Source organism: Pseudomonas sp. FME51 (assembly GCF_014897305.1).
The window spans coordinates 49180-74407 of the sequence record NZ_JABUYN010000011.1; the positions used below are offsets into that span (position 1 = coordinate 49180).

The window sequence follows — 25228 nt, forward strand, 5'->3', positions numbered from 1 at the left end:
CGGGGCGCCCCTCCTACATTATGAGGTGAGGCGCGAGTGCGAGTTGGTTCTGGTTCGGTTTTTGTAGGAGGCCCGCCTCGGGGCGACGGCGCCCGGAGGGCGCCTTGTTTTCGGGTTGTCGAGCATTGATTCGATGACAAGGTTTTGAGTTTACTCAGGAATCAATTATTCATGTCGCAGATCACGTGTTTCAAAGCGTATGACATCCGAGGCCAGTTGGGCACGCAGTTGGATGAGGGCATTGCCTATCGTATTGCCCGCGCTTTTGCGCAGTGGCTCAAGCCCAAACGTGTAGTGCTGGGCGGTGATGTGCGGGAGACGTCTTCGGTGTTGAAGGCAGCCCTGGCCAATGGGCTGCGTGATGAAGGGGTGGATGTGCTGGACCTGGGTATGGTTGGCACGGAGGAGGTGTATTTCGCCACTTTCCATCTGGGCGTTGACGGCGGTATCGAGGTAACGGCGTCGCACAACCCGATCGATTACAACGGTTTCAAACTGGTACGCGAAGGCTCGCGGCCGATTTCGGCTGATACCGGTCTGGCGGACATTCGCGCGTTGGCCGAAGCCAACGTATATGAGTTGGTGGACGGGCGCGACCCCAAGGTGGCGGACGAAGAGCGTGGCAGCTATGAGCTGATCGACGTCCGCGCCGACTATATCGAGCATCTGCTCGGCTACATCGACCCTGCGGCCTTTACGCCATTGCGCTTGGTGGTCAATGCCGGTAACGGCGCTGCCGGCCCGGTGGTGGATGCGCTGGAGCAGGCTTTCGCCGAGCTGCATATGCCGGTGGAAATGGTCAAGATTTGCCACGAGCCGGACGGCAGCTTCCCCAACGGTATCCCCAACCCCCTGTTGATCGAAAACCGCGCGGTGACCCGCGATGCGGTGCTGGAGTACCGCGCTGATATGGGTATCGCCTGGGATGGTGACTTCGACCGTTGCTTCCTGTTCGACGAGCAGGGCCGTTTTGTCGAGGGCTATTACATTGTCGGCTTGCTGGCCGAGGCGTTTCTGCAGAAGGAGCCGGGCGCGCGTATCATTCACGATCCGCGTCTGGTGTGGAATACCGTGGAGCAGGTCGAACAGAACGGCGGCGTGGCGGTGCAGACCAAGGCGGGGCACGCGTTCATCAAGGAGCGTATGCGCGCCGAAGACGCGGCCTATGGCGGTGAGATGAGCGCGCATCATTACTTCCGCGATTTCGCTTACTGCGACAGTGGCATGATCCCCTGGCTGCTGGTGGCCGAGCTGATCTGCCGCAAGAGCAAGCCGCTGTCCGAGCTGGTGGGTGAGCGCATTGCAGCCTATCCGTCATCTGGCGAGATTAACCTGACGGTCAGCGATGCCTCGGCCGTTATCAAGACAATCGAAGAGCAGTATGCGCCGGGCGCGCTGGATGTGGATTACACTGATGGCCTGAGTATCCGTTTCGCAGAATGGCGCTTCAACCTGCGCGCCTCGAATACCGAGCCGGTGATCCGTCTGAACGTGGAAAGTCGGGGCGATCGAGCGCTGATGCAACAGGAAACAGACAAGTTGCTGGATGCCATAGGCGCCATCTGACCAAGGAAAGAAGCATGAGTAGAACGATTTTGGTGACCGGTGGTGCAGGCTATATTGGCTCGCACACCTGCATCAGGCTGTTGGAATCGGGGTACAAGGTGGTGGTGCTGGATAATTTCAGCAACAGTTGCCGGGAAGCGGTGCGGCGGGTGGAAGACATCGCCCGTCACGCGGTGACTCTTATCGAGGGCGACATCAGCGATGCGGCCTTGCTTGACGCGCTGTTTGCGCAGCACGCGATCGATGCGGTGATTCACTTTGCCGGCTTGAAGGCGGTGGGTGAGTCGGTGGCTGAGCCGCTGCGTTATTACCACAATAATGTCAGCGGTACTGTGGTGTTGTGCCAGGCCATGCAGCGTGCCGGTGTGAAGAACATGGTGTTCAGCTCTTCGGCGACTGTCTATGGCGATCCGGCCTCGCTGCCGATTCGCGAGGATTTTCCGACCAGCGCGACCAATCCCTATGGTCGCTCCAAGCTGATGATCGAGGAAATGCTGGGTGATCTGCATGTGTCCGATGCCAGTTGGAATATCGCTTTGCTGCGCTATTTCAACCCGGTGGGCGCGCATGCCAGTGGCCGTATCGGTGAGGATCCGGCGGATATTCCCAATAACCTGATGCCGTATATCGCTCAGGTGGCGGTGGGGCGCCGCGAGCAACTGAGTGTGTACGGCAGTGATTACCCGACGCACGACGGTACCGGGGTGCGCGATTACATCCATGTGATGGATCTGGCTGAAGGGCACGTCAAAGCATTGCAATGGCTGGAGCGCGGGCTGGGTATCAAGGCGTTCAATCTGGGCACGGGCAAGGGCTATTCGGTGCTGGATATGCTGCGCGCCTTCGAAAAGGCCTGCGGTCGTGAGCTGCCCTATGCGCTGACGGGGCGTCGCCCCGGCGATGTTGCCAGCTGCTACGCCGATCCGGAACTGGCTGCGAAGGAGCTGGGGTGGCAGGCGACTCTGGGGTTGGAGGCAATGTGTGCCGATGCCTGGCGTTGGCAGTCGAGCAACCCGGAAGGCTACCGCTAGAACAAAAATCATAACCTGGAACATTGTGTAACATTCTGATGTCGCATTCAGAGTGAGCTACCTGCGTATCCTTATCAGATGCTGGAGTCTGTGTTGAAAGAACAATTAATTGAACTGAGCCATAACCAGAAGCGTTCCATCCAGATCGTGGCAGATGTGATTCTGCTGTCGCTGGCCCTGTGGCTGGCGTTGTTTTTGCGGTTGGGCGAGGAGGGCTGGTTGTGGCCTGAGAACGGTCAGGGTTTTCTGTTTTTGCTGGCGCCGCTGCTGGCCGTGCCCTTGTATGTCCGGATGGGCATGTACCGCGCGGTGATGCGGCATTTCGGTAACGTCGCGTTGTACTGCATTGCCAAGGCGGTGACCCTGGGCTTTCTGGCGTTCGCTTTCATATTGCTGGTAGCCAAGGACTTCGGCTGGGACGTGCTCGTTCCGCGCTCGGTGTATTTTTCCTATTGGGCGCTGAGCCTGATTCTGATCGGTGGTTTGCGTCTGCTGGCGCGTGAATATTTCATGGGTGATTGGCTGACGGCCGGTTTGCCCGGTCTGCATGCCGCTCGTGAGGGTGAACCGGGCGGTCGGCCTGTGGCTATTTACGGTGCGGGTGCGGCAGGTACGCAATTGCTGGCGTCGCTGAAGGTCGGACGACTGTATAAGGCAGTGGCCTTTGTTGATGATGATCAGTGTTTGGTGGGGCGTACCATCGCCGGCTTGCGGGTCTATTCCGGTGCCGAGGTTGGCAGCATGATTGCCGAAACCGGGGCGGCGGAACTGCTGTTGGCATTGCCGTCGGCCACTCGGGCGCGGCGTCAGGAGATCCTCGCGATGTTGCAGGGTCACGGTGTGCACGTGCGTACCATCCCCGGCATTATGGATCTGGCCAGTGGCAAGGTGAAGATGGATGACCTGCAAGAGGTGGACGTTGCCGACTTGCTGGGTCGCGACCCGGTGCCGCCGGATCAGTCGCTGTTTCAGCGTTGCATCAAGGATCAGGCGGTCATGGTGACGGGCGCTGGCGGGTCGATCGGCAGTGAGTTGTGCCGTCAGATCGTGCAATCCGGTCCGACCACGCTGGTGCTGTTCGAGCACAGTGAATTTGCGCTGTATCAGATTCACAGTGAGCTGGAGGGTTGGATTCGCAGCCGTAAGCTGGATATTCAGTTGGTGCCGATTATGGGCTCCATTCGTAATTTCGGTCGGCTTCAGGATGTCATCGGTGCCTGGGATATCAACACCATCTACCATGCCGCTGCTTATAAGCATGTGCCCATGGTTGAGCACAATATCGCTGAAGGCATCATGAATAACGTGTTTGGCACGCTGAATACCGCGCAGGCGGCGATCAAGTGCCAGGTGGAGAACTTTGTACTGATCTCCACCGACAAGGCTGTACGCCCGACCAACGTGATGGGCTCTACCAAGCGATTGGCTGAGCTGGTATTGCAGGCGCTGAGTGCGGAGCAGGCACCACGTCTGTGGGATGAAGAGCCGGCGGTAAGTCAGGTGAACCGCACGCGCTTCACCATGGTGCGCTTCGGTAACGTGCTGGGTTCCTCTGGTTCGGTAATTCCGCGCTTCCGCGAGCAGATCCGTCGCGGCGGGCCGGTGACAGTGACTCATCCGGATATCACCCGTTATTTCATGACCATTCCCGAGGCGGCGCAGCTGGTGATTCAGGCGGGTGCCATGGGGCAGGGCGGTGATGTGTTTGTGCTGGATATGGGCGAGCCGGTGACCATCGTGGATCTGGCGCGCAAGATGATCATGCTGTCGGGGCTGACGGTGCGTGACGAGGTCAATACCAACGGCGATATCGGCATCACCTTCAGCGGTCTACGCCCGGGCGAGAAGCTGTACGAAGAGCTGCTGATCGGCGACAACCCCGAGTCCACCGCGCACAGTAAGATCCACCGTGCCAACGAGGTTCACATCTCATGGAGCGCACTCCTGCCCATCCTCGACACCCTGCGCCAGGCTGTGCGTGATGACGACTACAACCAGGTCCGCGAGACATTGCTGTCTACAGTACAAGGCTATGCGCCGAGTAACGGCATCGTTGACTTGTTGTATGAGCAACATCAGAAACTGGGGAGCTGAGTAGCCCGCGTTCCAACCCTCCACCGTGCAAGCTGACAGGCCGGACGCAGGAGCGTCCAGGGCGCGGTACCCACGCTGGAGCGTGGGCACCATCAGAAAAACTGGGAAGCTGAGTAGTACCGATCGTTCCCATGCTCCCGCGTGGGAATGCCTGCCGGGACGCTCCGCGTCCCACCCTCCACCGTGCAAGCTGCCAGACCGGACGCAGGAGCGTCCAGGGCGCGGTGCCCACGCTGGAGCGTGGGCACCATCAGAAAAACTGGGAAGCTGAGTAGTACCGATCGTTCCCATGCTCCCGCGTGGGAATGCCTGCCGGGACGCTCCGCGTCCCACCCTCCACCGTGCAAGCTGCCAGACCGGACGCAGGAGCGTCCAGGGCGCGGTGCCCACGCTGGAGCGTGGGCACCATCAGAAAAACTGGGAAGCTGAGTAGTACCGATCGTTTGTATGGTTCACCTGCAGGTTCACAATGGACCTGTCAGGGTGGAGGGGCTCAATCGTTTTCCGGCCTTTCGGCACGGACTGTGGGAGATTTCGCCCCACCCTCACCATAAACGCCAATAGAGAATCCATCGGCAGAGCCAAGCCGCTCGGACCGACGATACGTTGCAAGCCAGCGTCTGGTGAGCCCTGACAAGTCAAAGACTACTTTAGCTTGGAGGACGCGCCATGACAAAACCTGTTGAATCTATCCTGGTGGGCATCGATGTCAGCAAGGCTGAACTGGTGATCGCTCGCAGTGACTCCCCTCAGATCGAAGCGATCAGCAACTCCCCCAGTGCTATCAAGCGCTGGTTGAAGTCGTTGCCGCAGGGCTCAAGGATCGCTCTGGAAGCTACCGGAACTTATCATCGGCAGTTGGCCACGCTGGCTCATGCAGCAGCACACCAGCTCTATTTTCTGGATGGTTATCGGCTCAGTCGTTACCGCGATGGGGTAGGTACCCGGGCCAAGACCGACCCGTCTGATGCCAGACTGATCCTGCGTTATCTGAGGAACGAGCTTGAGGAGCTCAAGCCTTGGATCCCTGCCCATGATGCCTTTTACCGCATCCAAAGCCTGATACGCCGTCGAGCCTCCCTGGTTCATACCCGAGTGGCGTTGAGCCAGAGCTTGCAGGACATACCCGAGTTGAAGCAGGTGAGAAAACAGCTGGATACCCATATTCGTCGCGTTGAACTGCTGATTACCCAACGCTTGAAACAGGCCCTGGCAGACGTAGGCTGGGACGCGGATGCAAGACGCTGCATGGACATCGAAGGCATTGGTGAGCTGAGCTCAATGGCGCTCGCCAACACCTTCCACCGAGGTCGCTTCAAGAGCAGTGACGCCTTCATCGCTTATCTGGGGATGGATGTCAAAGTCCGAGACTCTGGCAAGCAGGTAGGCCGACGAAAACTCACCAAGAAAGGCGACCCGGAATTACGCCGCCTACTCTACAACGCAGCCATGGCTGCCCGTAAAACCGCTGCTTGGAAGGAGTTATACGAGACCTATCTGTCACAGGGGCTCAAGCCCATTCAGGCGCTGATCAAGCTGGCAAGAAAGCTGGCGCGCATTGCCTTTGCCTTGATGCAGAATCAAACGGTTTATCGGCCCAAAACCTTATAAAAAAGGTTGGCATGAACCATAGAATCTCCCACGCTCCAGCGTGGGAATGCATGCTGGGACGCTCCGCGTCCCAACCCTCCACCGTGCAAGCTGCCAGACCGGACGCAGGAGCGTCCAAGGCGCGGTACCCACGCTGGAGCGTGGGCACCATCGGTTGGGGATAGCTCCGCGTCCCAACCCTCCACCGTGCAAGCTGCCAGACCGGACGCAGGAGCGTCCAAGGCGCGGTACCCACGCTGGAGCGTGGGCACCATCGGTTGGGGATAGCTCCGCGTCCCAACCCTCCACCGTGCAAGCTGCCAGACCGGACGCAGGAGCGTCCAGGGCACCATCAGAAACCTAAAGTAACGCTGAGCTTTCAGGTTTCCCGTGGCTCTGCTCGCGGAAGGCGGTGGGGCTCATGCCGGTCCAGCGGCGGAAGGCCCGGGTAAAGCTGCTCGGGTCCAGGAATCCCAGTTCAAAGGCGATGCGGCCGAGGTTCAGGCGGTGTTCCTGGATCAGTTTGATGGCCAGCTCCATACGCACTTCATCCAACAGCTTTTCATAGGTCGTACAGGTCTCGCTGAGCTTGCGTCTCAGGTGGCGAGGGCTGACGTTGAATGGGGCGGCGACCAGATTTTCGGATACTTCCCGTTCGGAAAGCAGGGTGCGAATGCGCTGTTTGACCTGCTCGGCAAAATCCACGTTGGGCAGATGCTCCAGCATGTCTTCCAGAGAGCTGTCCAGGCGTTTCAACAGGAAGGCATCGCTGGTCGGCAGTGGGGCTTGCAGGGCGCGGCGGTTGAGACGAACGGAGACGCGCTTGCAGCCTACGCGCACCCGGGCGCCGAGTATGCGCTCGCACTCTTCGCGTCGTTTCTCAGTGTCGCCGCTCAGGCGCACCTCCATGATCAGCGGTAGATTCTGGGTTTCCAGCTCGCGCAACATGATGATGCAACGTGAAAGCAGCGCTTCAATGTGCAAGGGATGAGCGGCGCCCTTGGGCTCGAAGTACACGGTCAGGTGATGCTCGTCTTCAACCGAGTACAGCTGCGCCTGGGTACTGAACACTTGTACAAAACGTATTATGCGGTGGATACCGGCTTCGGCTGTCTCACTGGACCGCGCAGCCAACGCCAGTAACTGGGAGGTTGGGCTGGTGAAACTCTGCCCCATGCGCAGTGCAAAACAATCGTCGCGGCTGAGATTGGCGGCGGCGTGCCAGAGACGATTCATATTGGTCTGGCTGACGTGCACCAGACTCATGTCATCTGTTGAATTGTAAAGGCGCAAATCCTCAGGCAGATCGCGCGCCTGTTTTCCATAAGGGGGCAGCGTCTGGATGATGCCTTTGGCCCATAGCGCTCGCTCTTGAAGGCGGGGGCAGGGAAGGGGCGGGAGAATCATATTCATGACCGGCCTCTCTTGTTATTTTTATTTGTAACGATTCTTGTCGTTGAGACATAACATAGAGTAATCGCAGCGATTGTGCAAAAAATCACAACAGACTATTCCTGATCGCAAATTGATCACATTCAGTAGATGAATGTCCCCCCGGGCCAAGGTATTGGTCCGAATCAGACAAATCATGTCAGCGCGCCGTGACAGACTTGATTCCGACCTTCGGGTTCCCCAAAGCCCGCTGGTATGGATATAAACTAACGGAGCAGCACAATGACAAAAACAAAGCATGCTTGGGCGTTGGCCGCGTTGCCCCTGGCAATCGGGCTCGCAAGCTTCACAGGCTCGGCAAATGCAGCGACCTTCAATATCGGAGAGATACAAGGACAGTTCGATTCACAGCTTTCCATCGGTGCCAGCATGTCGACCGCCGATCCGGACAAGCGTTTTATCCATACCCTGACCGGAATCAACGGCGTAAACCAGGGCGGTGAAGCTGCTGCGCGAACGTCTGACGATGGCCGTCTGAATTATGAGAAGGGGGATGTGTTTTCCAAAATCTTCAAGGGCTCCCACGATCTGGAATTGCGCTACGGCGATTCAGGTGCCTTTATCCGCGGTAACTATTGGTACGATTTCGAAACCAAGGACGGCAGTCAGCGTTTCTATGATATCGATGACTCCGGCCGCCATCCTCTGCAGAAGGGCGCTGGGGTCCAGCTGCTGGATGCCTTCGTTTACCACAACTACTCCATCGGCAATAACCCCGGCAACGTTCGCCTTGGCCGCCAGGTAGTCAGTTGGGGTGAAGGCGTCTTCATCCAGAACGGCATTAACTCGATCAACCCTATCGATGCGTCTGCATTTCGTCGGCCGGGTGCCGAGCTGAAGGAAGGTCTGCTGCCTGTCGAGATGCTGTATTTCTCCCAGGGCCTCAGCGAAAACCTGACCATGGAGGCTTTCTATCAGCTCAAGTGGCATGGAACGATCGCGGATAACTGCGGTACATTCTTCTCATCGTCTGATGTGGTGGGGCGTGGGTGTAATGATCGATTGGTTTGGGTGGGAGAAGATTACCCCCAAGGTGACGTAGCCGGCGCCAGTCCTCTGGGGACCGCTCCCTACATTGTGCGTTCGAGAAAAGATAAAGAAGCGAGTGACAGTGGCCAGTTCGGCGTGGCATTCCGTTGGTTTGTGCCTGAGTTGAACAATACCGAGTTCGGCTTCTATGCGATGAACTACCATAGCCGTAACCCGATATATTCCAACATCAAAGGCGGTAACAATCCGGCGGATCCGGCTGGACATGTCATTGGCATTGATGGAGCACGAGGTTCTGCTGGTTACTTCTTCGAACATCCTGAAGATATTCGTTTGTATGGTATTAGCTTCGGTACTGATATCGGCGGCACTTCTGTAGCAGGGGAGCTCAGTTATCGGCCCAATATGCCGCTGCAGGTGAACAGTGGCGATATGAGTCGTACAGCGCTGTCAAACGCGGTCAAAGGTGACGGAAACTTCGATAACACCTATCGAGGCTATGAAGGTGCTGACGCACTCTCCTATATCCAGGGCTACGACCGTAAGGAGTTCTGGCAGGCCTCGATGAGTGCGGTTCACTTTGTTGATCGTATTCTGGGTGCCAGTCGCCTTGCTTTGATTGGTGAAGTGGGTGCCAACTACATCAGTGGCATTGGCACCGGCAACGGTACAACCAAATATGGCCGCGACTCGCTGTTCGGACAAAGCCCTGATGCCAATGGAGTTTGCTCTTCCAACCTGGGTGCTGCCGGGGAATCTCCTCACGCCGGCAGCTGGTGTGAAAACGATGGCTTCTACACCGACTTCTCCTGGGGCTACCGCCTGCGCGCGTCCCTGGATTACAGCAACGTCATCGCTGGCATCAACCTGACGCCGAACATGGCTTTCTCACATGACGTTGAAGGTTACAGCCCCAACTTCACCGAGAACGCCAAGTCGGTCAGCGTCGGGGTGAATGCCGACTACGCCAACAAGTACAACGCTAGCCTGAGCTACACCAACTTCTTTGATGGCAAGTACAACACGCTGGTTGATCGTGATTTTGCCGCCGTCAGCGTCGGCGTAAGTTTCTAAGCAGGCTATGGAGAACAACATGCATATGCAGAAAATAATAATCGGTGCCTGCGGTCTTGCACTCAGCATGATCGCGACCGGTATTGCAGCACAAAGCCTCACTCAGTCCGAAATCGACCAGTTGGGCAACAACTTGACGCCGATTGGCGCAGAGAAAGCGGGGAACGCCGAGGGCACTATTCCGGAGTGGACTGGTGGCTTGCCGACCGACGCTGGCAAGTCTTTGGACAACAACTTTCTGGAAAACCCCTATGCGGGTGCCCAGCCGGAGTTTGTCATCACTGCCCAGAACTATGAGCAGTACAAGGACAAGCTGACCCCGGGCCAGGCGGCGATGTTCGAACGCTATCCGGAAACCTTCCGGATGCCGGTGTATCAGACTCAGCGTTCGATTGGTTACCCACAAGAGGTCTACGATCAGGTCAAGGCGACTGCCGGTCAGGCTAGGTTGGTCAATGGCGGCGATGGTATCGAAAACGTTGCTGCTGGCGCTTCCTTCGCCTTCCCGATTCCGAAGTCAGGGGCGGAAGTCATCTGGAACCACATGACCCGCCATCGCATGAACGTGCACCGCTGGTACATGCAGGCCATGCCGCAAACCAATGGCTCCTTCACTCTTATCAAGCTGGAAGAGGAAGTGGGTTACCCGAACCTGATGCCCGATATCGACGCATCGACCATGCCTAACACGCTGCTGTTCTTCAAGCAGCGAGTGAACGCGCCTTCTCGATTGGCCGGTAACGTGCTGCTGGTGCACGACAGCCTCGACCAATTGAAAGAACCGCGTATGGCCTGGGTATACAACGCTGGTCAGCGTCGTGTACGCCGCGCACCGCAGGTTGCCTACGACGGTCCGGGTACCGCTTCTGATGGCATGCGTACCTCGGACAACTTCTCCATGTATAACGGTGCACCTGACCGTTATGACTGGAAGCTGATCGGCAAGAAGGAAATCTACCTGCCGTACAACTCTGGCAAGCTTTCCACACCTGGCCTGAAGTATGAGGATGTGTTGCACGCTGGCCACGTAAATCCAGAGCACACCCGTTTCGAGCTGCACCGTGTCTGGGAAGTGCAGGGCAACGTGAAGCAAGGGCAACGGCATATCTATGCGCAGCGTAACTTCTTCGTTGATGAGGATTCCTGGCAGATCGGGCTGGCGGATCACTACGATGGTCGCGGAACCTTGTGGCGTGTAGGCGAAGGCCATATTGCCTTCAACTACAAACACAAGATTCCGGGTTATACCCTGGAAACGCTGTATGACCTGATGGCCGGCCGGTACATCGCACTGGGTATGTACACCGAAGAAGCCTCCGCACCGCAGTACGGCGGCACTCCACCAACCTACAATCAATTCACTCCAGCAGCGCTGAGGGCGTCAGGCGTGCGTTGATCCGTTTGTAGCTGTACGTTTGGGTTTAAGGGGCATCTTCGGGTGCCCCTTTTTTTGTGGAAACGCCGATCGTTGTTGCAGTAGGTCATCACGCTCTTTGCGAATGCAAGCTTCCTGAAAGCCTGCTTTGGACAGACAGTTCGGAACTGTTCTTTTATCTGGGCTATTCTCAAGGCTATCAGCCAGACCGTCGGGTTCTTGAATGACTCGCCGGTATAGAGTATTTCCAAGAGGAGGCACCTGATGTCATCGATCGACAGTTTGCAGACTCTGAGCAGTCTACAGGTAGGCGACAAAACCTATCAGTATCATTCCTTGCCAAAGGCCAGTGAGTTGTTGGGTGAAATCAACAGGTTACCGGTGTCCTTGAAGGTGTTGCTGGAGAATCTGCTGCGTCATGAGGACAACGATACTGTCACCCGTGAGGACATCCAGGCGATGGCAGACTGGCTGATCAATCGGCATTCTGATCGAGAGATCCAGTACCGGCCGGCGCGGGTGTTGATGCAGGACTTCACCGGCGTGCCAGCCGTGGTTGATCTTGCCGCGATGCGCGATGCGGTGGCGCGAGCTGGTGGCGATCCACAGCGTATCAATCCGCTGTCCCCGGTGGATCTGGTGATCGACCACTCGGTGATGGTGGATCATTTCGGCGATGCTGCGGCGTTCCACGGCAACGTGGCGATGGAGATCCAGCGTAACGGTGAGCGTTATGCCTTTCTGCGCTGGGGACAGAAGGCCTTCAATAACTTTCGTGTGGTGCCGCCGGGTACCGGTATCTGTCACCAGGTGAACCTGGAATACCTGGCGCAGAGTGTCTGGGCGGCGGAAATCGATGGCCAGAGCTGGGCTTATCCGGACACTCTGGTGGGCACTGATTCGCACACCACCATGATCAATGGTCTGGGTGTGCTGGGCTGGGGCGTCGGCGGTATCGAGGCCGAGGCGGCGATGCTCGGGCAGCCGGTGTCTATGCTGATTCCAGAAGTGGTGGGTTTCAAGCTGACCGGCAAGTTGCGTGAGGGCATGACCGCCACGGATCTGGTGCTGACCGTGACACAGATGCTGCGCAAGCACGGCGTGGTGGGCAAGTTTGTTGAATTCTACGGTGATGGGCTGGCCGATCTGCCATTGGCTGACCGCGCGACCATTGCCAATATGGCGCCGGAATACGGGGCTACCTGTGGTTTCTTCCCGATCGATGACATTACGCTTGGTTATCTGCGCCTGACCGGGCGGCCTACGGAAGTGGTTGAACGGGTGGAGGCTTACAGCAAGGCGCAGGGAATGTGGCGTGAACCGGGACATGAACCGGTGTTCACTGACACTCTGCATCTGGACATGAATGAGGTGGAGCCGAGTCTGGCCGGGCCGCGCCGGCCCCAGGACCGCGTGCCGCTGGGCCAGGTGCCGCAGGCGTTCGCAGAGCTGCTGGCGCTGCAGACCGCGAGCATTACCGATGATGTGGAGCGGCTGGAAGGGGAAGGCGGTGGAGGAACCGCGGTAGGCAGTCCGAGTGGTGAAGTCTGTGTGACCCTGGATGGCGAGGAGCATGTGCTGAAGAACGGCGCTGTGGTGATCGCGGCGATTACTTCCTGCACCAACACTTCCAACCCCAGCGTGATGATGGCGGCCGGGCTGCTGGCCAAGAAGGCTGTCGAGCTTGGCGTGCAGCGCAAACCCTGGGTGAAGTCGTCTTTGGCGCCGGGCTCCAAGGTGGTGACTGATTATCTTGAGCGTGCCGGACTGACTCCTTATCTGGATCAGCTGGGTTTCAACCTGGTTGGTTACGGTTGCACTACCTGTATCGGCAACTCCGGCCCGCTGCCTGAACCGATCAGCCATGCGGTCAGCGAGCATGATCTGGTGGTGTCGGCGGTGTTGTCGGGTAACCGCAACTTTGAAGGGCGGGTGCATCAGCAGGTCAAGGCCAACTGGCTGGCCTCGCCGCCGCTGGTGGTGGCTTATGCGTTGGCCGGTGACAGCCGGCTCAATCTGCAGGAAGAGCCGCTGGGGCTGGACCGCAACAACAAGCCGGTATACCTGCGCGACCTGTGGCCGACCAACGCTGAAATTGCCGAGGCGGTGGCGCTGGTGGAAGACAGCATGTTCCGCAGTCGTTATGCCGATGTATTTACCGGTGACGAGCACTGGCAGTCGATCGAGGTGAGTGGTGGCGACACCTATAATTGGGACGGCCAGTCGACCTATGTGCAGAACCCGCCTTATTTCGAGCGGATTGACCAGCCGATAGAGCCCTTGCAGCCGATTCATCAGGCGCGGGTGTTGGCGGTGTTCGGTGATTCGATCACTACCGACCACATTTCTCCGGCGGGTAATATCAAGTCCAGTTCGCCGGCGGGTGAGTACCTGCAGCGGCTGGGTGTGAAGCCGGAGGACTTCAACTCCTATGGTTCGCGGCGTGGCAACCATGAAGTGATGATGCGCGGGACGTTTGCCAATATTCGTATCCGTAACCGCATGCTGGGCGGTGAAGAGGGGGGGTTGACCGTTCATACGCCCAGCGGTGAGCGGATGGCGATCTATGATGCGGCCATGCGTTATCAGCAAGAAGGCACGCCGCTGGTGGTGCTGGCGGGCAAGGAGTACGGGACCGGCTCAAGCCGCGATTGGGCAGCCAAAGGCACCAATCTGTTGGGTGTCAAAGCGGTGATCGCTGAGAGCTTCGAGCGCATTCACCGTTCCAACCTGGTCGGCATGGGCGTGCTGCCGCTGCAGTTCGTGAATGGCCAGAGCGCCCCGACCTTGCAGCTGGACGGACACGAGGTGCTGGATATTTCCGGCATCGACGACAACCTGCGACCCGGGCAGATACTCAAAGTCAAAGCGACCCGTAGCAACGGACAGCAGATCGAGTTCGAAGTGGTGTGCCGGATCGATACCAGCAATGAAGTGGATTATTTCAAGGCCGGAGGGATTCTGCATTATGTGTTGCGGGAGTTGCTGGGGGAGGAGAAGTAGCAAAAGCGCCCAAGCGACCCGCCTGCGCGGCGTTAAAACCGGGACGCAGAGCGTCCCACATGCGTTCCCACGCTGGAGCGTGGGAACGATCGACGGGGTGGGGCGTGGTAACCGCGCCGTGGACGCTCCAGCGTCCGAGCCACCCACCTGCACGGCGTTAAAACCGGGTCGCGGGGGGGGGGCGGCGTGGGTCGTGACCGGGGTGGCAGGTGGACGTGATCGGGGCCCGGGCTTTCTCAGCACTCCTCCCCGATAAACCCACCAGACTGCCTGGCCCATAGCTGGGCGTACAGGCCACCCCGGCTGACCAGCTCCGCGTGGCTGCCATCTTCGACGATGCGGCCCTGATCCATGACGATCAGTCGGTCCATTTCGGCGATGGTGGACAGGCGGTGGGCGATGGCGATGACGGTTTTGCCTTGCATCAGGGTGTTCAGGTTCTCCTGAATCGCCGCTTCGACCTCGGAGTCCAGCGCCGAGGTGGCTTCATCCAGAATCAGGATGGGCGCATCCTTGAGCATCACGCGGGCAATGGCGATGCGTTGGCGCTGTCCGCCGGAGAGCTTCACGCCGCGTTCGCCGACGTGGGCATCATAGCCGCGGCGACCCTTGGCATCGCTGAGACCGGGAATGAAACTGTCGGAGTGAGCATCGCGAGCAGCCTGTTCCATCATTTCTTCAGTCGCGTCTGGACGACCATAGAGAATGTTGTCGCGCACCGAGCGATGCAACAGCGAGGTATCCTGAGTCACCATGCCGATATGCTCGCGCAGGGAATCCTGACTGACCTCGGCGATGTTCTGCCCATCAATGAGAATCTGCCCGCCCTCGGCGTCATAGAAGCGCAGCAGCAGATTCACCAGGGTGGACTTGCCAGCACCGGAGCGGCCGACCAGACCGATTTTCTCGCCGGGACGGATGTGCAGGTGCAGATCGTCCATCACGCCTTGACCCTTGCCGTAATGAAAGCGCACATGGTCGAAGCGGATCTCGCCCCGGGCGACCTCCAGTCGACGCGCGTCGGGCAGATCTTTGACCAGTTGCGGGCGGGAGATGGAGTTGATGCCGTCCTGTACGGTGCCGATGTTTTCGAACAGCGCCGATATCTCCCACATGATCCACTGTGACATGCCCCACAGCCGCAGGACCAGACCTACGGCGACGGCCACGGCACCCACACTGATGCTGCCTTGCAGCCACAGCCAGATAGCCAGCCCGGTAGCGCTCGCCAGCAACATGCCATTGAGTACATAGAGCGAGACGTTGACCAGGGTGACCAGTCGCATCTGACGATAGACGGTGTCCATGAAGCCGGTCATGCCTTCTCGGGCATGGGTGGCTTCGCGACGGGCATGGGAGAACAGTTTTACCGTCTGAATGTTGGTGTAGCTGTCGACCACGCTGCCGGTCATTATCGAGCGGGCGTCGGCCTGGGCTTCGGCGACCTTGCCGAGCTGCGGGATGAAATAGCGCATCATCAGCACGTAGCCTGCCAGCCAGACCAGCAGGGGACCCATCAATCGCCAGTCAGCCAGACCCACCACCAGCAACGTGCCGAGAAAGTACACCACCACGTAGTTGAGCACGTCGATCAGCTTGATCACGCATTCACGCACCGCGAGGGCGGTCTGCATCATTTTGGTGGCGATACGGCCGGCAAACTCATCCTGATAGAAGGCCATCGACTGCTTGAGCAGATAACGGTGCACCAGCCAGCGGATGCGCATCGGGTAGTTGCCCATCAGCGTCTGAAAGCTGAACAGCGAGTTGACCAGGATCAGCAGTGGCAGCAGGCCCATTACCACCAGGAACATACCGGTCAGCTTCCAGCCTTCGTTCTGCAGGAAGGTGCTGCGGTCCTGGTTTGACAACCAGTCGACGATATTGCCGAGGAAGCTGAACAGCCAGACTTCGGTGATCGCGATGCTGGCCATGAGCAGCGCAGCGATGATCAGGAACGGCCAGGAACCCTTGGTGTAATGCAGACAGAATGCCAGCAGGGTACCGGGTGGCTCGGAGGGTTCTTGGGCGGGGAAAGGGTCAAGACGTCGTTCAAACCAGCGGAACATGGAGGCAGCCTGTGAGAAACAGCAAAGGCTGCGCATTATGCGCGCTGAGGGGAGGGTGGCTCAAGTGCGGTGGCCATTTGGGCGTCCTGCGGACGCCGTCGCGCCGAGTCGGCCCTCCTACCGGTTTTCGTTTTTTCTGAAGGCTTGAGGCTCTGGTTTGCGGCTGGCCGGGAGACTTTCGCGGGGCTGTGCTCCACAATGATGTGAATGATGCAGGGCATAGGTGATCCATGACCTGGTGGAAAAGGCTGTTGAGAAAGGTATTGATGACTGATCGTGAAACCCTGGTGGAAAAGCGCCGCGACGATTATGGGACGCTGCGCATCACTGAGAACGGGGAAGGTTATCGCTTCCTTTATTTTGGCGAACAGACTGAGCAGAGCTGTGTCTTCATGGCTGACCCCTCCTGGCTGGAATATGACTACACCCGGGCAATGTTACTGGGTACGTTCTGGTGTGGTCGCGACGCTGATATGACCCTGCTGGGTCTGGGTGGCGGTGCGTTGGCCAACTGTCTGGTAACGCATTTTGCCCCGCGCAAGGTGACTGCGGTCGAGTTGCGCGGTGAAGTGCTGGCGATGGCGCAAGAGTGGCTTGGTTTGTCGACGGACCCGCGCTTTCAGGTGAATGTTGGCTGCGCTGAGAAGCATATTGCCGCCGCGCCGGCCAGTTGCGATCTGCTGTTTGTCGATCTGTATATGGAGGGTGGTCTGTCGCGACTGCAGTTGCAGGCGGAATTCTTCCGGCACTGCCAGAGGGCATTGCGTCCGGGTGGTGTGTTGGTGATCAATCAATGGCAGATGGGCGATACCGGGCTGCCCTACGGCGCGGCATTGCTGCGTGATCTGTTTGGGGGAGATTACCTGCAGGTACAGGTCGAGGAGGGCAACATTATTCTGTTTATCCCTGCCATCGGTGATCCGCCGCTGACGTTGGGCCTGCCGGCAATGACCGCCTGGGCGGCGGCGTTGGAGCCAGTGCTGGGCTATTCGCTCAAGCCTTATATCAACGACTTATGCCGTGCCGGAGACAACCCCGGCCCTCTTTGAAACTCAGTCTGTGGTGAGTTGCTGTCCGGTGAAGTGCAGCAGGTTTGTGCAACGCCGGCACTGATATTGGCGTCCCCGGCGGACCAGCGCGTGCCGCTGCGCTGTGAAGGGGATGCCGTCGGGGCAACCGCAGCGGTATAGATAGCGAGTCGTGCGCCGTTGCGGGACGGGGTAATCATGGCAGCGGTTGGCGGGCAGGTCGAACAGCCCCGTCATCAGCGCCTGCCACTCGCGGCCATGGGCGCGGATGCGCTCGCCATACAGCGCATGCGCGATCAGGTGTGCGGCTTCATGAGGTACGGTTTGCCGGAGAAAGTCGTCGCGGTTTTCCTGATACATCCGGGCATTGAAGCGCAGCAGGTTGCGATGCAGATAGGCGACGCCGGCTTTCTGACCACGCAGAGCCAGACTGACCTGAGGGCGCTCGAAGCGTCTGGCAAAACGTTGTTCGGCCAGTTGGTAGCAGTGTTCCAGGCGGTGCATTATCTGATCCATGCGGCATTATAAGGGCACTTGCGGCGGGCTGGTAGGGCGTCGGACTGGCAGTGTGTGTTGCGGTGAGACCGGGACGCAGAGCATCCCGGCATGCATTCCCACGCTGGAGCGTGGGAACGATCGAGTGCGCCGGGGTGGGTCGCGGGTGCTGTGGGCTGGGGCGTGATCGGAGTGGCAGGCGGGCGCGGAGCTCGCCCCAACCGATGGTTCCCACGCTCCAGCGTGGTAACCGCGCCGTGGACGCTCCAGCGTCTGAGCCATCCGCCTGCACGGCGCTAAAACCGGGACGCAGAGCATCCCGGCATGCATTCCCACGCTGGAGCGTGGGAACGATCTAGTGCGGCGGGGTGGGTAATGGTCGGAGTGGCAGGTGGGCGCGTAGCTTGCCCCAACCGATGGCTCCCACGCTCCAGTGGTAACCGCGCCGTGGACGCTCCAGCGCCCGAGCCATCTGCCTTCACGGCGCTAAAACCGGGACGCAGAGCATCCCGGCATGCGCTCCCACGCTGGAGCGTGGGAGCGAGCAGGTGTTGCGGGGTGGGTCGTGGGTGGGTGGGTGGCGGCTGCTGTGGGGTGGGGCGTGCTCGGAGTGGCAGGCGGGCGCGGAGCTCGCCCCAACCGATGGTTCCCATGCTCCAGCGTGGGAGCCGCGCCGTGGACGCTCCAGCGTCCGGGTTTGTGTGGGGCTCAGAATATCCCGCTATCCAGTCCGGCGGCCATGTATAGGCCCAGTTCTTCGGCGTCTTCGATAAAGCTGTCTTGCCACTCTCCGCGCAGGACCAGCGGATCTCGCGCCCAGGTCCAGCGCAGGCCGGTGATGATGCTTTCCACTGCGCGGCGGGTGCCGGTGCCGTCCATGCCGGCGCGGATGTAGAGGGCGCAGGGCAGCCCCTGCTTTTCTTCCAGCACCGGGTAGTAACAGCGGTCGAAGAAGTCCTTCAGTGCGCCGCTCATGTAGCCGAGGTTTTCCGTGGTGCCGAGGATGATTCCGTCGGCTTGCAGCACATCTTCCGGGGTGGCCTGCAGCGGTGCTACCCAGCGGGTATCGACATTCTCGATGTCGGGGTTGGCGGCCCCGCGCAGCAGGGCGTCCACCAATTTGCGGGTGTTATCCGAGGGTGCGTGGGCGACGACCAGCAGGCGTTTTTTCGACATGATAGTGCTCCTCTGGCAGAGTTAACCGGACCCGGTGACCCAGTGTAGACGCTTGGGCCGATGATTGGCGAGATGCGCGATCCTGATATAGGTTGGTTAGGAGGTTACTTGAGTTCCAACCAGATCAGAGGCTTGCATGCTGCGGATTGTGACAACCATCAGTGCGCTGTTGGCCGGTATCGCCCTGCTGCTGATGGGCTCCGGCTTGCTCAATACCCTGGTGCCGCTGCGTGGCGCGACCGAGGGGTTTTCCGATCAAACCCTGGGCCTGTTGGGGTCCGCCTATTTTGCCGGCTTCATGCTGGGTACCTGGTTGTGCCCCAAGCTGATCCGGCGCATGGGGCATATTCGCGCTTTCGCCTTCTTCGCCTCGGCCACGGCGGGGTGCATCATCCTGCATGTGATCCATGTCGACATGTGGTTCTGGCTGCTGCTGCGGCTGGTCACCGGGACGATGCTGGTCGGCGTGTATACCTCGATTGAAAGCTGGCTGAACACCGGGGCGCCCAAGGAGCGGCGGGCACGGGTGTTCGCGGTCTATATGGCGGTCAACCTCGGTGCGCTGGCGCTGTCCCAGCAACTGCTGCAGATGGATAACCCGCTGGCCAACCTGATGTTCGGTATCGCGGCTTTCTTCGTCATCATCGCGATCATGCCGGTGGTGGCGACACGGTTACCGCAGCCGGAAATTGTCGAGACCACCACGCTGTCGCTCAAGGCGCTGTGGCGTGCGGCACCAGCGGCCTGCGCCGGTGCCATGTTGTCCGGGCTGGCGATGGGTGGTTTCTGGGGGCTGGGCGCGCTTTATGCTGGCCGTGTGGGTATGAATACCGGGCAGATCGCCAGTTTCATGTCGCTGGTGATTGTGGCCGGGGCGTTGTTTCAGTGGCCGATGGGCGTTCTATCGGATCGGATTGATCGGCGTCTGGCGTTGGTGATCGTTGCCGGTGTTGCCGCCGTAGGTGGCCTGCTGATGGCGTTGCTGGGCAGCTCCGGTACCTGGTTGTTGGTCGGCGCGGCGATATTTGGGGCGGGCTCGTTTTCGGTCTACCCGACGGTGGTGGCGCATCTGATCGACCATCTGCGCAAGGAGGAAGTGTTGTCCGGTAATGCCGCACTGCTGATGCTGCAGGGCGTCGGCTCGGCAATTGGCCCGGCCCTGGCTGGTTGGTTGATGGGCATCACTTCAACGCTGATGCTGCCGCTGTATTTCGCGGTGATGTTTGCTGCCAGTGCGCTGTTCAGTCTGCTGCGCTGGCGTGATAACGACGATCGGGTTGTCGAGGAGCCTGCTCACCAGATCAGCATGGTGGGCACCTCGCCAGAGGCACTGGAAATGGTGGTGGACGAGCAGAAGCCGGACGAAACGCCGGTGGAGGAGGTGGGTGAAGCGGGCGATGGGGATATCGCCCGCTGATGGCGCTTACTTGCGGTTGACCTGAAAGATCGCTGTGGTGCCACTGACTTCGTTGCCGACGATCAGCAGCGGTTCGCCGTTGGGCGACTGCTCGGCGGAGACGAATACCAGGCCTTCGGGGCCAAGATCACCGACCTGCTCCAGCAGTTCGGGCGACTCCTCCAGATCGACTTCCCAGTCTTCGCGAGTATTCAGATAGTCCTGGAATTGCGGTGCGGAGGGATCGGTGATGTCGAATACCATCACGCCACCCATGCGCTCCAGGCCGATAAAGGCGAAGGTTTGCTCGCCGATGCGGCCCAAGGTGATGCCCTCCGGCTCGGGACCCTTGGCATCGCTGCGGCTGTCGAGGGTGCCGACTTCATCGTGACCGGTGTTGAAGTACAGGTCGCAGGGGATATCCCGGGCGGCGCGCAGCTGGCAATCATGCTCGGTCTGGTTGGCCAGGAACTGCTCGAAGAAGTCTCCGGAATCCCACACCTGCTCGCCGTCCTCATCCCAGATGGAGAAGGAGCGGGCGCCATAGGAATACAGCTGGTCGTACATCAGCAGATTACCGGCAGGGTTGGCCGTGCCGCTGGCGTCGAACAGCATGGGGCTGCCATCGGCATTCTGGCGATAGCCATTCACCCAGCTGATGTTCAGCCGGCCCAGTTCCTCATCCTCGCGGCAGTCGCCGGGGTCGGCGGCGGTGGCGCCACAGTAGCTGAAGGTCTCGGGGTTGAGCAGGGCGCCGTCAGCAAGTGCGGCCAGTTGCGGTGGCAGGTCGTCATTGGCGCGGCGACCGAAGCCGCCGGTGTGCACCAGGTGCTTGACGCGGAATTCTTCGACGAAGCCCTTGCTGGCATCACCTGCCCAGTAGGCATCATCGTCTTCGCCCCAGGCGCGGGCGTCGCCTTCGTTGGCCGAGACGATGTAGGTCTTGCCGTCGACGTTGTAGCTGCTGATGGCGTCAGGGTGGTACATGCCGACTACGCCGGGCCGTGGCTCAATGCGGATCAGATTGCCTTCATCATCGCTGGCGTCGATGCCATTGCCTTCCTGGCCGTAGTCCTTGAAGCCCAGTGGCAGGATATCGGTGACGGTCGCGTTGGCGATATCCAGCTTGGCGAAGGCGTTGTTTTCCTGCAGGGAAACCCAGGCGGTGCTGCTGTCGGCGGATACGGTGATGTATTCCGGCTCTACGTCTCGGGCGACGCTGGCGATGTTGTCCGGGCCGTAGGTCTGTGCGTTATCGGCCGGCCCGTAGATGCGCACGCCTGCGTCGAGCAGTTCCTGCCTTTTGTCGTTGAAACTCTGGAAACCAGCCGTGCGAACGGCGCCGAAGCGGTCGGCATCCGCCTGGATTTCGATGACGCTGATCGAGCCTTCAGGGTCGATTGAATAGTCGTCATTCGGTTCGCCTTCATTGGCGACCAGTACGTATTTGCCATCCGGCGTGAAAGTGACCATGTCGGGCAGGGCGCCGACTGGTGCGCTGTCCAGCAGCTCCAGTGTGGTGGCGTCATACAGTTCCACGGAGCCCAGGTCGGTCTTCACCGCCGCTTCGACGGCCACGGCGAGCAGGCCGTTATGCCAGGCTACGCTGTTGACGGTGGCGTCAGGTGCGGCTGCAACCAGCGAGGTCATGTATTCGGGATTGGCCGGGTCGGCTGCATTGAGTACATCGACCGCGCCGGACAGGGCGTTGACCATGAATATCCGCTGGTTGTCTGGATCAAAGGCCGGGATTTCCGCAGCGCTCTGCACATATTCGCCGGTGGAGTAGCTACCCAGTTTGCTCAGTTCAATGCTGATCGGCGTACTGTCGCCGCCACCTTGGTTGCGGTCATTATCGCTATCACTGTCCAGGCAGCCAGTGAGGCTCACCGCGATGGCGGCAGCGAGTGCGGTCAAAGTCCATCTGTTCATTATTCGGTTCCCGAGAAGAAATTGGCCCCATAGTTGTACGCGGTGGTTATTGCATTCCCATGGCGTTTGGATGGCTTTTTAATGTCTCGTGGGATGGCTGCGCTCGCGGGATGGCCAAGCCAACAGCCGAGCGGGAAGTGATGTGGGCCAGGGAGGTGTTTGGCCTACTTAATTCTGAATCGCTATTACAGCTTGGCGTGAAGCTGCCAATCACTCTAATGAGGTGGGTTCTATTTGCCGGGAAGTTGACTATAGTCAAGGGCAAGATGGCTGCGACAGGATGTCGCAGCCATCTGTCGCAGACGTCGCAGATGCTGGCGCTGCGGGACAATAATAATATGGAGGTCAGACCATGATCCAGAACGTCGTAGGGCTTTTCACCAATCCTGACCGGGCCTGGCGGACCATCAAGGGCGAGGAGACCGTTATCGGGCCTCTCTACCTGGTCCACGTATTAGCGCTCGCTGCCATCCCCGCTGTCTCTGCTTATATCGGCACCACCCAGATCGGCTGGACCATAGGTACCCTGGAACCCGTCAAGCTTACCCAGGCCAGCGCATTGCAGATGACTGTTCTCACCTGGCTGGCGATGCTTGCTGGTGTAGCGGTGATGGGCGCATTCATCCATTGGATGTCGCGCACTTATGACTCCAGCCCAACGCTGAGTGACTGCGTCGTTTTTGCAGCCTACACGGCAACCCCATTGTTCGTGGCAGGTCTGGCTGCACTTTATCCGAATCTGTGGCTGGCGATGATCGTCGGAACTGCAGCTATCTGCTATACGGCATATCTGTTGTACCAGGGCATTCCGATATTCATGGGGATTTCACAGGAGGAGGGGTTTCTGTTCTCCAGTTCGATTCTGGCAGTAGGCCTGGTAGTGCTGGTGGGCATGATGGCCACCGCGGTGATTTTCTGGGGACTGGGCATAGGACCGATTTATCTGCGCTGAGCATTGATCGTTCCCACACAAAGTATGGGAACCAGCTGAAGTACTGCGTCACGCTCATCAATCTGATCGTTCCCACGCTCCAGCGTGGGAACGCCTGCCGGGACGCTCAGCGTCCCAATCCCACCGCTCTGCACGTTGCCAGTTCGGACGCAGGAGCGTCCAGGGCGCGGCTCCCACGCAGGAGCGTGGGAGCCATCGGTTGGGGTTAGCTCCGCGTCTACCCGCGACTCCAGCCACTTTCGACTCTGCAGCACCAGCTCGTTCTCACATAGAGCACGGGAGCCATCTGAACAGACCCCGATCGTTCCCACGCTCCAGCGTGGGAGCCATCGGTTTGGGTTAGCTCCGTATCCCAATCCCTCCACCAGCTTCGGCCTTTTTACATTGCCTGCCCCCGGTTTCAAGGTAAAATGCTGGGTTTCGAGATTCCAGGTCCCAGCTATGTCCAGTCTGAGTGTCAACCAGAGCAAGTTGCAGAAGCGTCTGCGGCGTTTGACTGCCGAAGCGGTCACCGATTACAACATGATTGAGGAAGGCGACAAGATCATGGTGTGCCTGTCGGGTGGCAAGGACAGTTACACCATGCTGGATATGCTGTTGCATCTGCAGAAGGTCGCGCCGATCAATTTTGAGCTGGTCGCGGTGAATCTGGATCAGAAGCAGCCCGGCTTTCCCGAAGAGGTACTGCCCGCCTATCTGAAGGAACTGGGCATTGCCTACCATATCCTCGAGCGGGACACTTACTCGGTGGTCATGGAAAAAGTGCCGGAGGGCAAGACCACCTGCTCGCTGTGTTCGCGTCTGCGTCGGGGCAATCTGTATACCTTTGCTGATGAGATCGGTGCGACCAAGATGGCGCTGGGGCACCATCGCGACGATATCGTCGAAACCTTCTTTCTGAATATGTTCTACGGTGGCAATCTCAAGGCCATGCCGCCAAAACTGCGTTCCGACGACGGTCGCAATGTGGTGATCCGCCCGCTGGCCTATTGCAACGAAAAGGATATCGAAGCCTATTCCCAGCTGCGCGAATTCCCGATCATCCCGTGCAATCTCTGTGGCTCCCAGGAGAACCTGCAGCGTCAGGTGGTCAAGGATATGCTGCAGAGCTGGGACCGGGAGACACCGGGCCGGGTGGAAAACATCTTCCGCTCGCTGCGCCATGTACAGCCCTCACAGCTGGCCGATGCCAAGCTGTTCGACTTCGCCAGCCTGACGATCGATACCAGCGCTGCGCCACGCTTTGTCGATGTGATGAACCTCTGATCCGAGATGCCCATGCGCAATTATCGTTGGCTTGAAGAGTATTGCCTGAACCGCTTCGGTTCACGGGAGGCGCTGGAAGCACGGTTGCCGGTACCGCGGTCCTCCGAGCATTTGCGCGCGCTGAGTGATGATCGCTATCTGTCGAACATTGCCTTGCGGGTGTTTCGTGCGGGCCTCAAGCACAGCGTGGTGGATGCGCGCTGGCCGGCCTTCGAGGACGTGTTCTTCGGCTTCGATCCGCAGAAAGTGGTGCTGATGAGCAGCGAGCACATCGAGCGGTTGATGCAGGACAAACGACTGATTCGCCATCTTGCCAAGCTGCGCAGTGTGCCGCGGAATGCGCAGATGGTGCTGGACCTGAGTCATGAGCACGGCAGCATGGGTAATCTAGTCGCGGATTGGCCGACCGATAATATTGTCGGCCTGTGGCGGTTGCTGGCCAAGCGTGGCAATCAACTCGGTGGCCTGTCGGTGCCGCGTTTTTTACGCATGGTCGGCAAGGATACTTTTGTTACCACCGACGATGTGCTGGCCGCGCTTAAGGGCATGGGTGTGCTGGATCAGGCCAAGGCCACCAGCCAGCGGGACCTGGCCTTGGTGCAGGAGGCTTTCAACCGTCTGGCCAGCGACAGCGGTCGTCCGTTGAGCCAGTTGTCCGCAATGCTGGCTTTCACAGTGAATCATTGAGTTACAGGCGAAGTCTGAACCTGAGTCTGGAAACTTGACGTTAAGTCCTTGT

17 protein-coding genes are annotated in these 25228 nt (G+C 59.2%); 12 read left to right on the forward strand and 5 right to left on the reverse strand.

Annotated elements, in window-relative coordinates:
- The first annotated feature begins 171 nt into the window (after positions 1-171).
- The 4 genes from INT39_RS17410 (at position 172) to INT39_RS17425 (ending at position 6302) form a co-directional block, all read left to right on the forward strand.
- Entirely contained in the window at positions 172-1566 is a 1395-nt protein-coding gene (locus tag INT39_RS17410) for a phosphomannomutase CpsG (protein ID WP_193075274.1), read from the forward strand.
- A 14-nt stretch (positions 1567-1580) separates the two neighbouring features.
- Positions 1581-2597 carry a UDP-glucose 4-epimerase GalE gene (gene galE / locus INT39_RS17415; protein ID WP_193075275.1) on the forward strand — a complete coding sequence of 339 codons (1017 nt, stop codon included), beginning with the start codon at positions 1581-1583 and terminating at the stop codon, positions 2595-2597.
- A 78-nt stretch (positions 2598-2675) separates the two neighbouring features.
- Positions 2676-4691, forward strand: a complete 2016-nt coding sequence (locus INT39_RS17420) for a polysaccharide biosynthesis protein (protein WP_193075276.1) — start codon at positions 2676-2678, stop codon at positions 4689-4691.
- 669 nt (positions 4692-5360) lie between these two features.
- A complete protein-coding gene (locus INT39_RS17425) occupies positions 5361-6302 on the forward strand; it encodes an IS110 family transposase (RefSeq protein WP_193075277.1) in 942 nt (313 codons plus the stop codon).
- Between the two features lie 339 nt (positions 6303-6641).
- Here the strand turns inward: INT39_RS17425 and INT39_RS17430 are convergent, their stop codons facing one another.
- Positions 6642-7694 (reverse strand): helix-turn-helix transcriptional regulator, encoded by a 1053-nt coding sequence (locus INT39_RS17430; RefSeq protein WP_193075278.1) that lies wholly within the window; start codon positions 7692-7694, stop codon positions 6642-6644.
- 261 nt (positions 7695-7955) lie between these two features.
- Between INT39_RS17430 and INT39_RS17435 the strand changes: the two genes are divergently transcribed.
- The 3 genes from INT39_RS17435 (at position 7956) to acnA (ending at position 14175) form a co-directional block, all read left to right on the forward strand.
- Complete coding sequence (locus tag INT39_RS17435; RefSeq protein ID WP_193075279.1) at positions 7956-9797, forward strand: DUF1302 domain-containing protein; 1842 nt, start codon at positions 7956-7958, stop codon at positions 9795-9797.
- 25 nt (positions 9798-9822) lie between these two features.
- A complete protein-coding gene (locus INT39_RS17440) occupies positions 9823-11193 on the forward strand; it encodes a DUF1329 domain-containing protein (RefSeq protein ID WP_193075280.1) in 1371 nt (456 codons plus the stop codon).
- A gap of 243 nt (positions 11194-11436) precedes the next feature.
- On the forward strand, positions 11437-14175 hold the full coding sequence (acnA, locus tag INT39_RS17445) for an aconitate hydratase AcnA (RefSeq protein ID WP_193075281.1): 2739 nt from the start codon (positions 11437-11439) through the stop codon (positions 14173-14175).
- A gap of 236 nt (positions 14176-14411) precedes the next feature.
- Here the strand turns inward: acnA and INT39_RS17450 are convergent, their stop codons facing one another.
- Complete coding sequence (locus INT39_RS17450) at positions 14412-16244, reverse strand: ABC transporter ATP-binding protein (RefSeq protein WP_193075282.1); 1833 nt, start codon at positions 16242-16244, stop codon at positions 14412-14414.
- Positions 16245-16510: 266 nt separating this feature from the next.
- Here INT39_RS17450 and INT39_RS17455 point away from each other — a divergent pair, with 266 nt between their 5' ends.
- The gene (locus INT39_RS17455) at positions 16511-17293 is read left to right on the forward strand and encodes a methyltransferase domain-containing protein (protein WP_193075283.1); all 783 of its coding nucleotides are present in this window, start codon (positions 16511-16513) and stop codon (positions 17291-17293) included.
- A gap of 3 nt (positions 17294-17296) precedes the next feature.
- Here INT39_RS17455 and INT39_RS17460 read toward each other — a convergent pair whose 3' ends face one another.
- Both INT39_RS17460 and INT39_RS17465 read right to left on the reverse strand, forming a co-directional pair.
- Positions 17297-17788, reverse strand: a complete 492-nt coding sequence (locus INT39_RS17460) for a SprT family zinc-dependent metalloprotease (RefSeq protein ID WP_193075284.1) — start codon at positions 17786-17788, stop codon at positions 17297-17299.
- 687 nt (positions 17789-18475) lie between these two features.
- Positions 18476-18943: a flavodoxin family protein gene (locus INT39_RS17465; protein WP_193075285.1), complete on the reverse strand. Its 468-nt coding sequence runs from the start codon at positions 18941-18943 to the stop codon at positions 18476-18478.
- Between the two features lie 136 nt (positions 18944-19079).
- Between INT39_RS17465 and INT39_RS17470 the strand changes: the two genes are divergently transcribed.
- Positions 19080-20360: an MFS transporter gene (locus INT39_RS17470; protein WP_193075286.1), complete on the forward strand. Its 1281-nt coding sequence runs from the start codon at positions 19080-19082 to the stop codon at positions 20358-20360.
- A gap of 6 nt (positions 20361-20366) precedes the next feature.
- Here the strand turns inward: INT39_RS17470 and INT39_RS17475 are convergent, their stop codons facing one another.
- Positions 20367-22271 (reverse strand): choice-of-anchor I family protein, encoded by a 1905-nt coding sequence (locus INT39_RS17475; protein ID WP_193075287.1) that lies wholly within the window; start codon positions 22269-22271, stop codon positions 20367-20369.
- A 352-nt stretch (positions 22272-22623) separates the two neighbouring features.
- Between INT39_RS17475 and INT39_RS17480 the strand changes: the two genes are divergently transcribed.
- The 3 genes from INT39_RS17480 to INT39_RS17490 all read left to right on the forward strand — a co-directional run bounded on the left by INT39_RS17480 (position 22624) and on the right by INT39_RS17490 (position 25176).
- Positions 22624-23223 carry a Yip1 family protein gene (locus tag INT39_RS17480; protein WP_193075288.1) on the forward strand — a complete coding sequence of 200 codons (600 nt, stop codon included), beginning with the start codon at positions 22624-22626 and terminating at the stop codon, positions 23221-23223.
- A gap of 441 nt (positions 23224-23664) precedes the next feature.
- Positions 23665-24489, forward strand: a complete 825-nt coding sequence (gene ttcA, locus INT39_RS17485; RefSeq protein ID WP_193075289.1) for a tRNA 2-thiocytidine(32) synthetase TtcA — start codon at positions 23665-23667, stop codon at positions 24487-24489.
- A gap of 12 nt (positions 24490-24501) precedes the next feature.
- Positions 24502-25176: a DNA-3-methyladenine glycosylase I gene (locus tag INT39_RS17490; RefSeq protein ID WP_193075290.1), complete on the forward strand. Its 675-nt coding sequence runs from the start codon at positions 24502-24504 to the stop codon at positions 25174-25176.
- Positions 25177-25228: the final 52 nt, after the last annotated feature.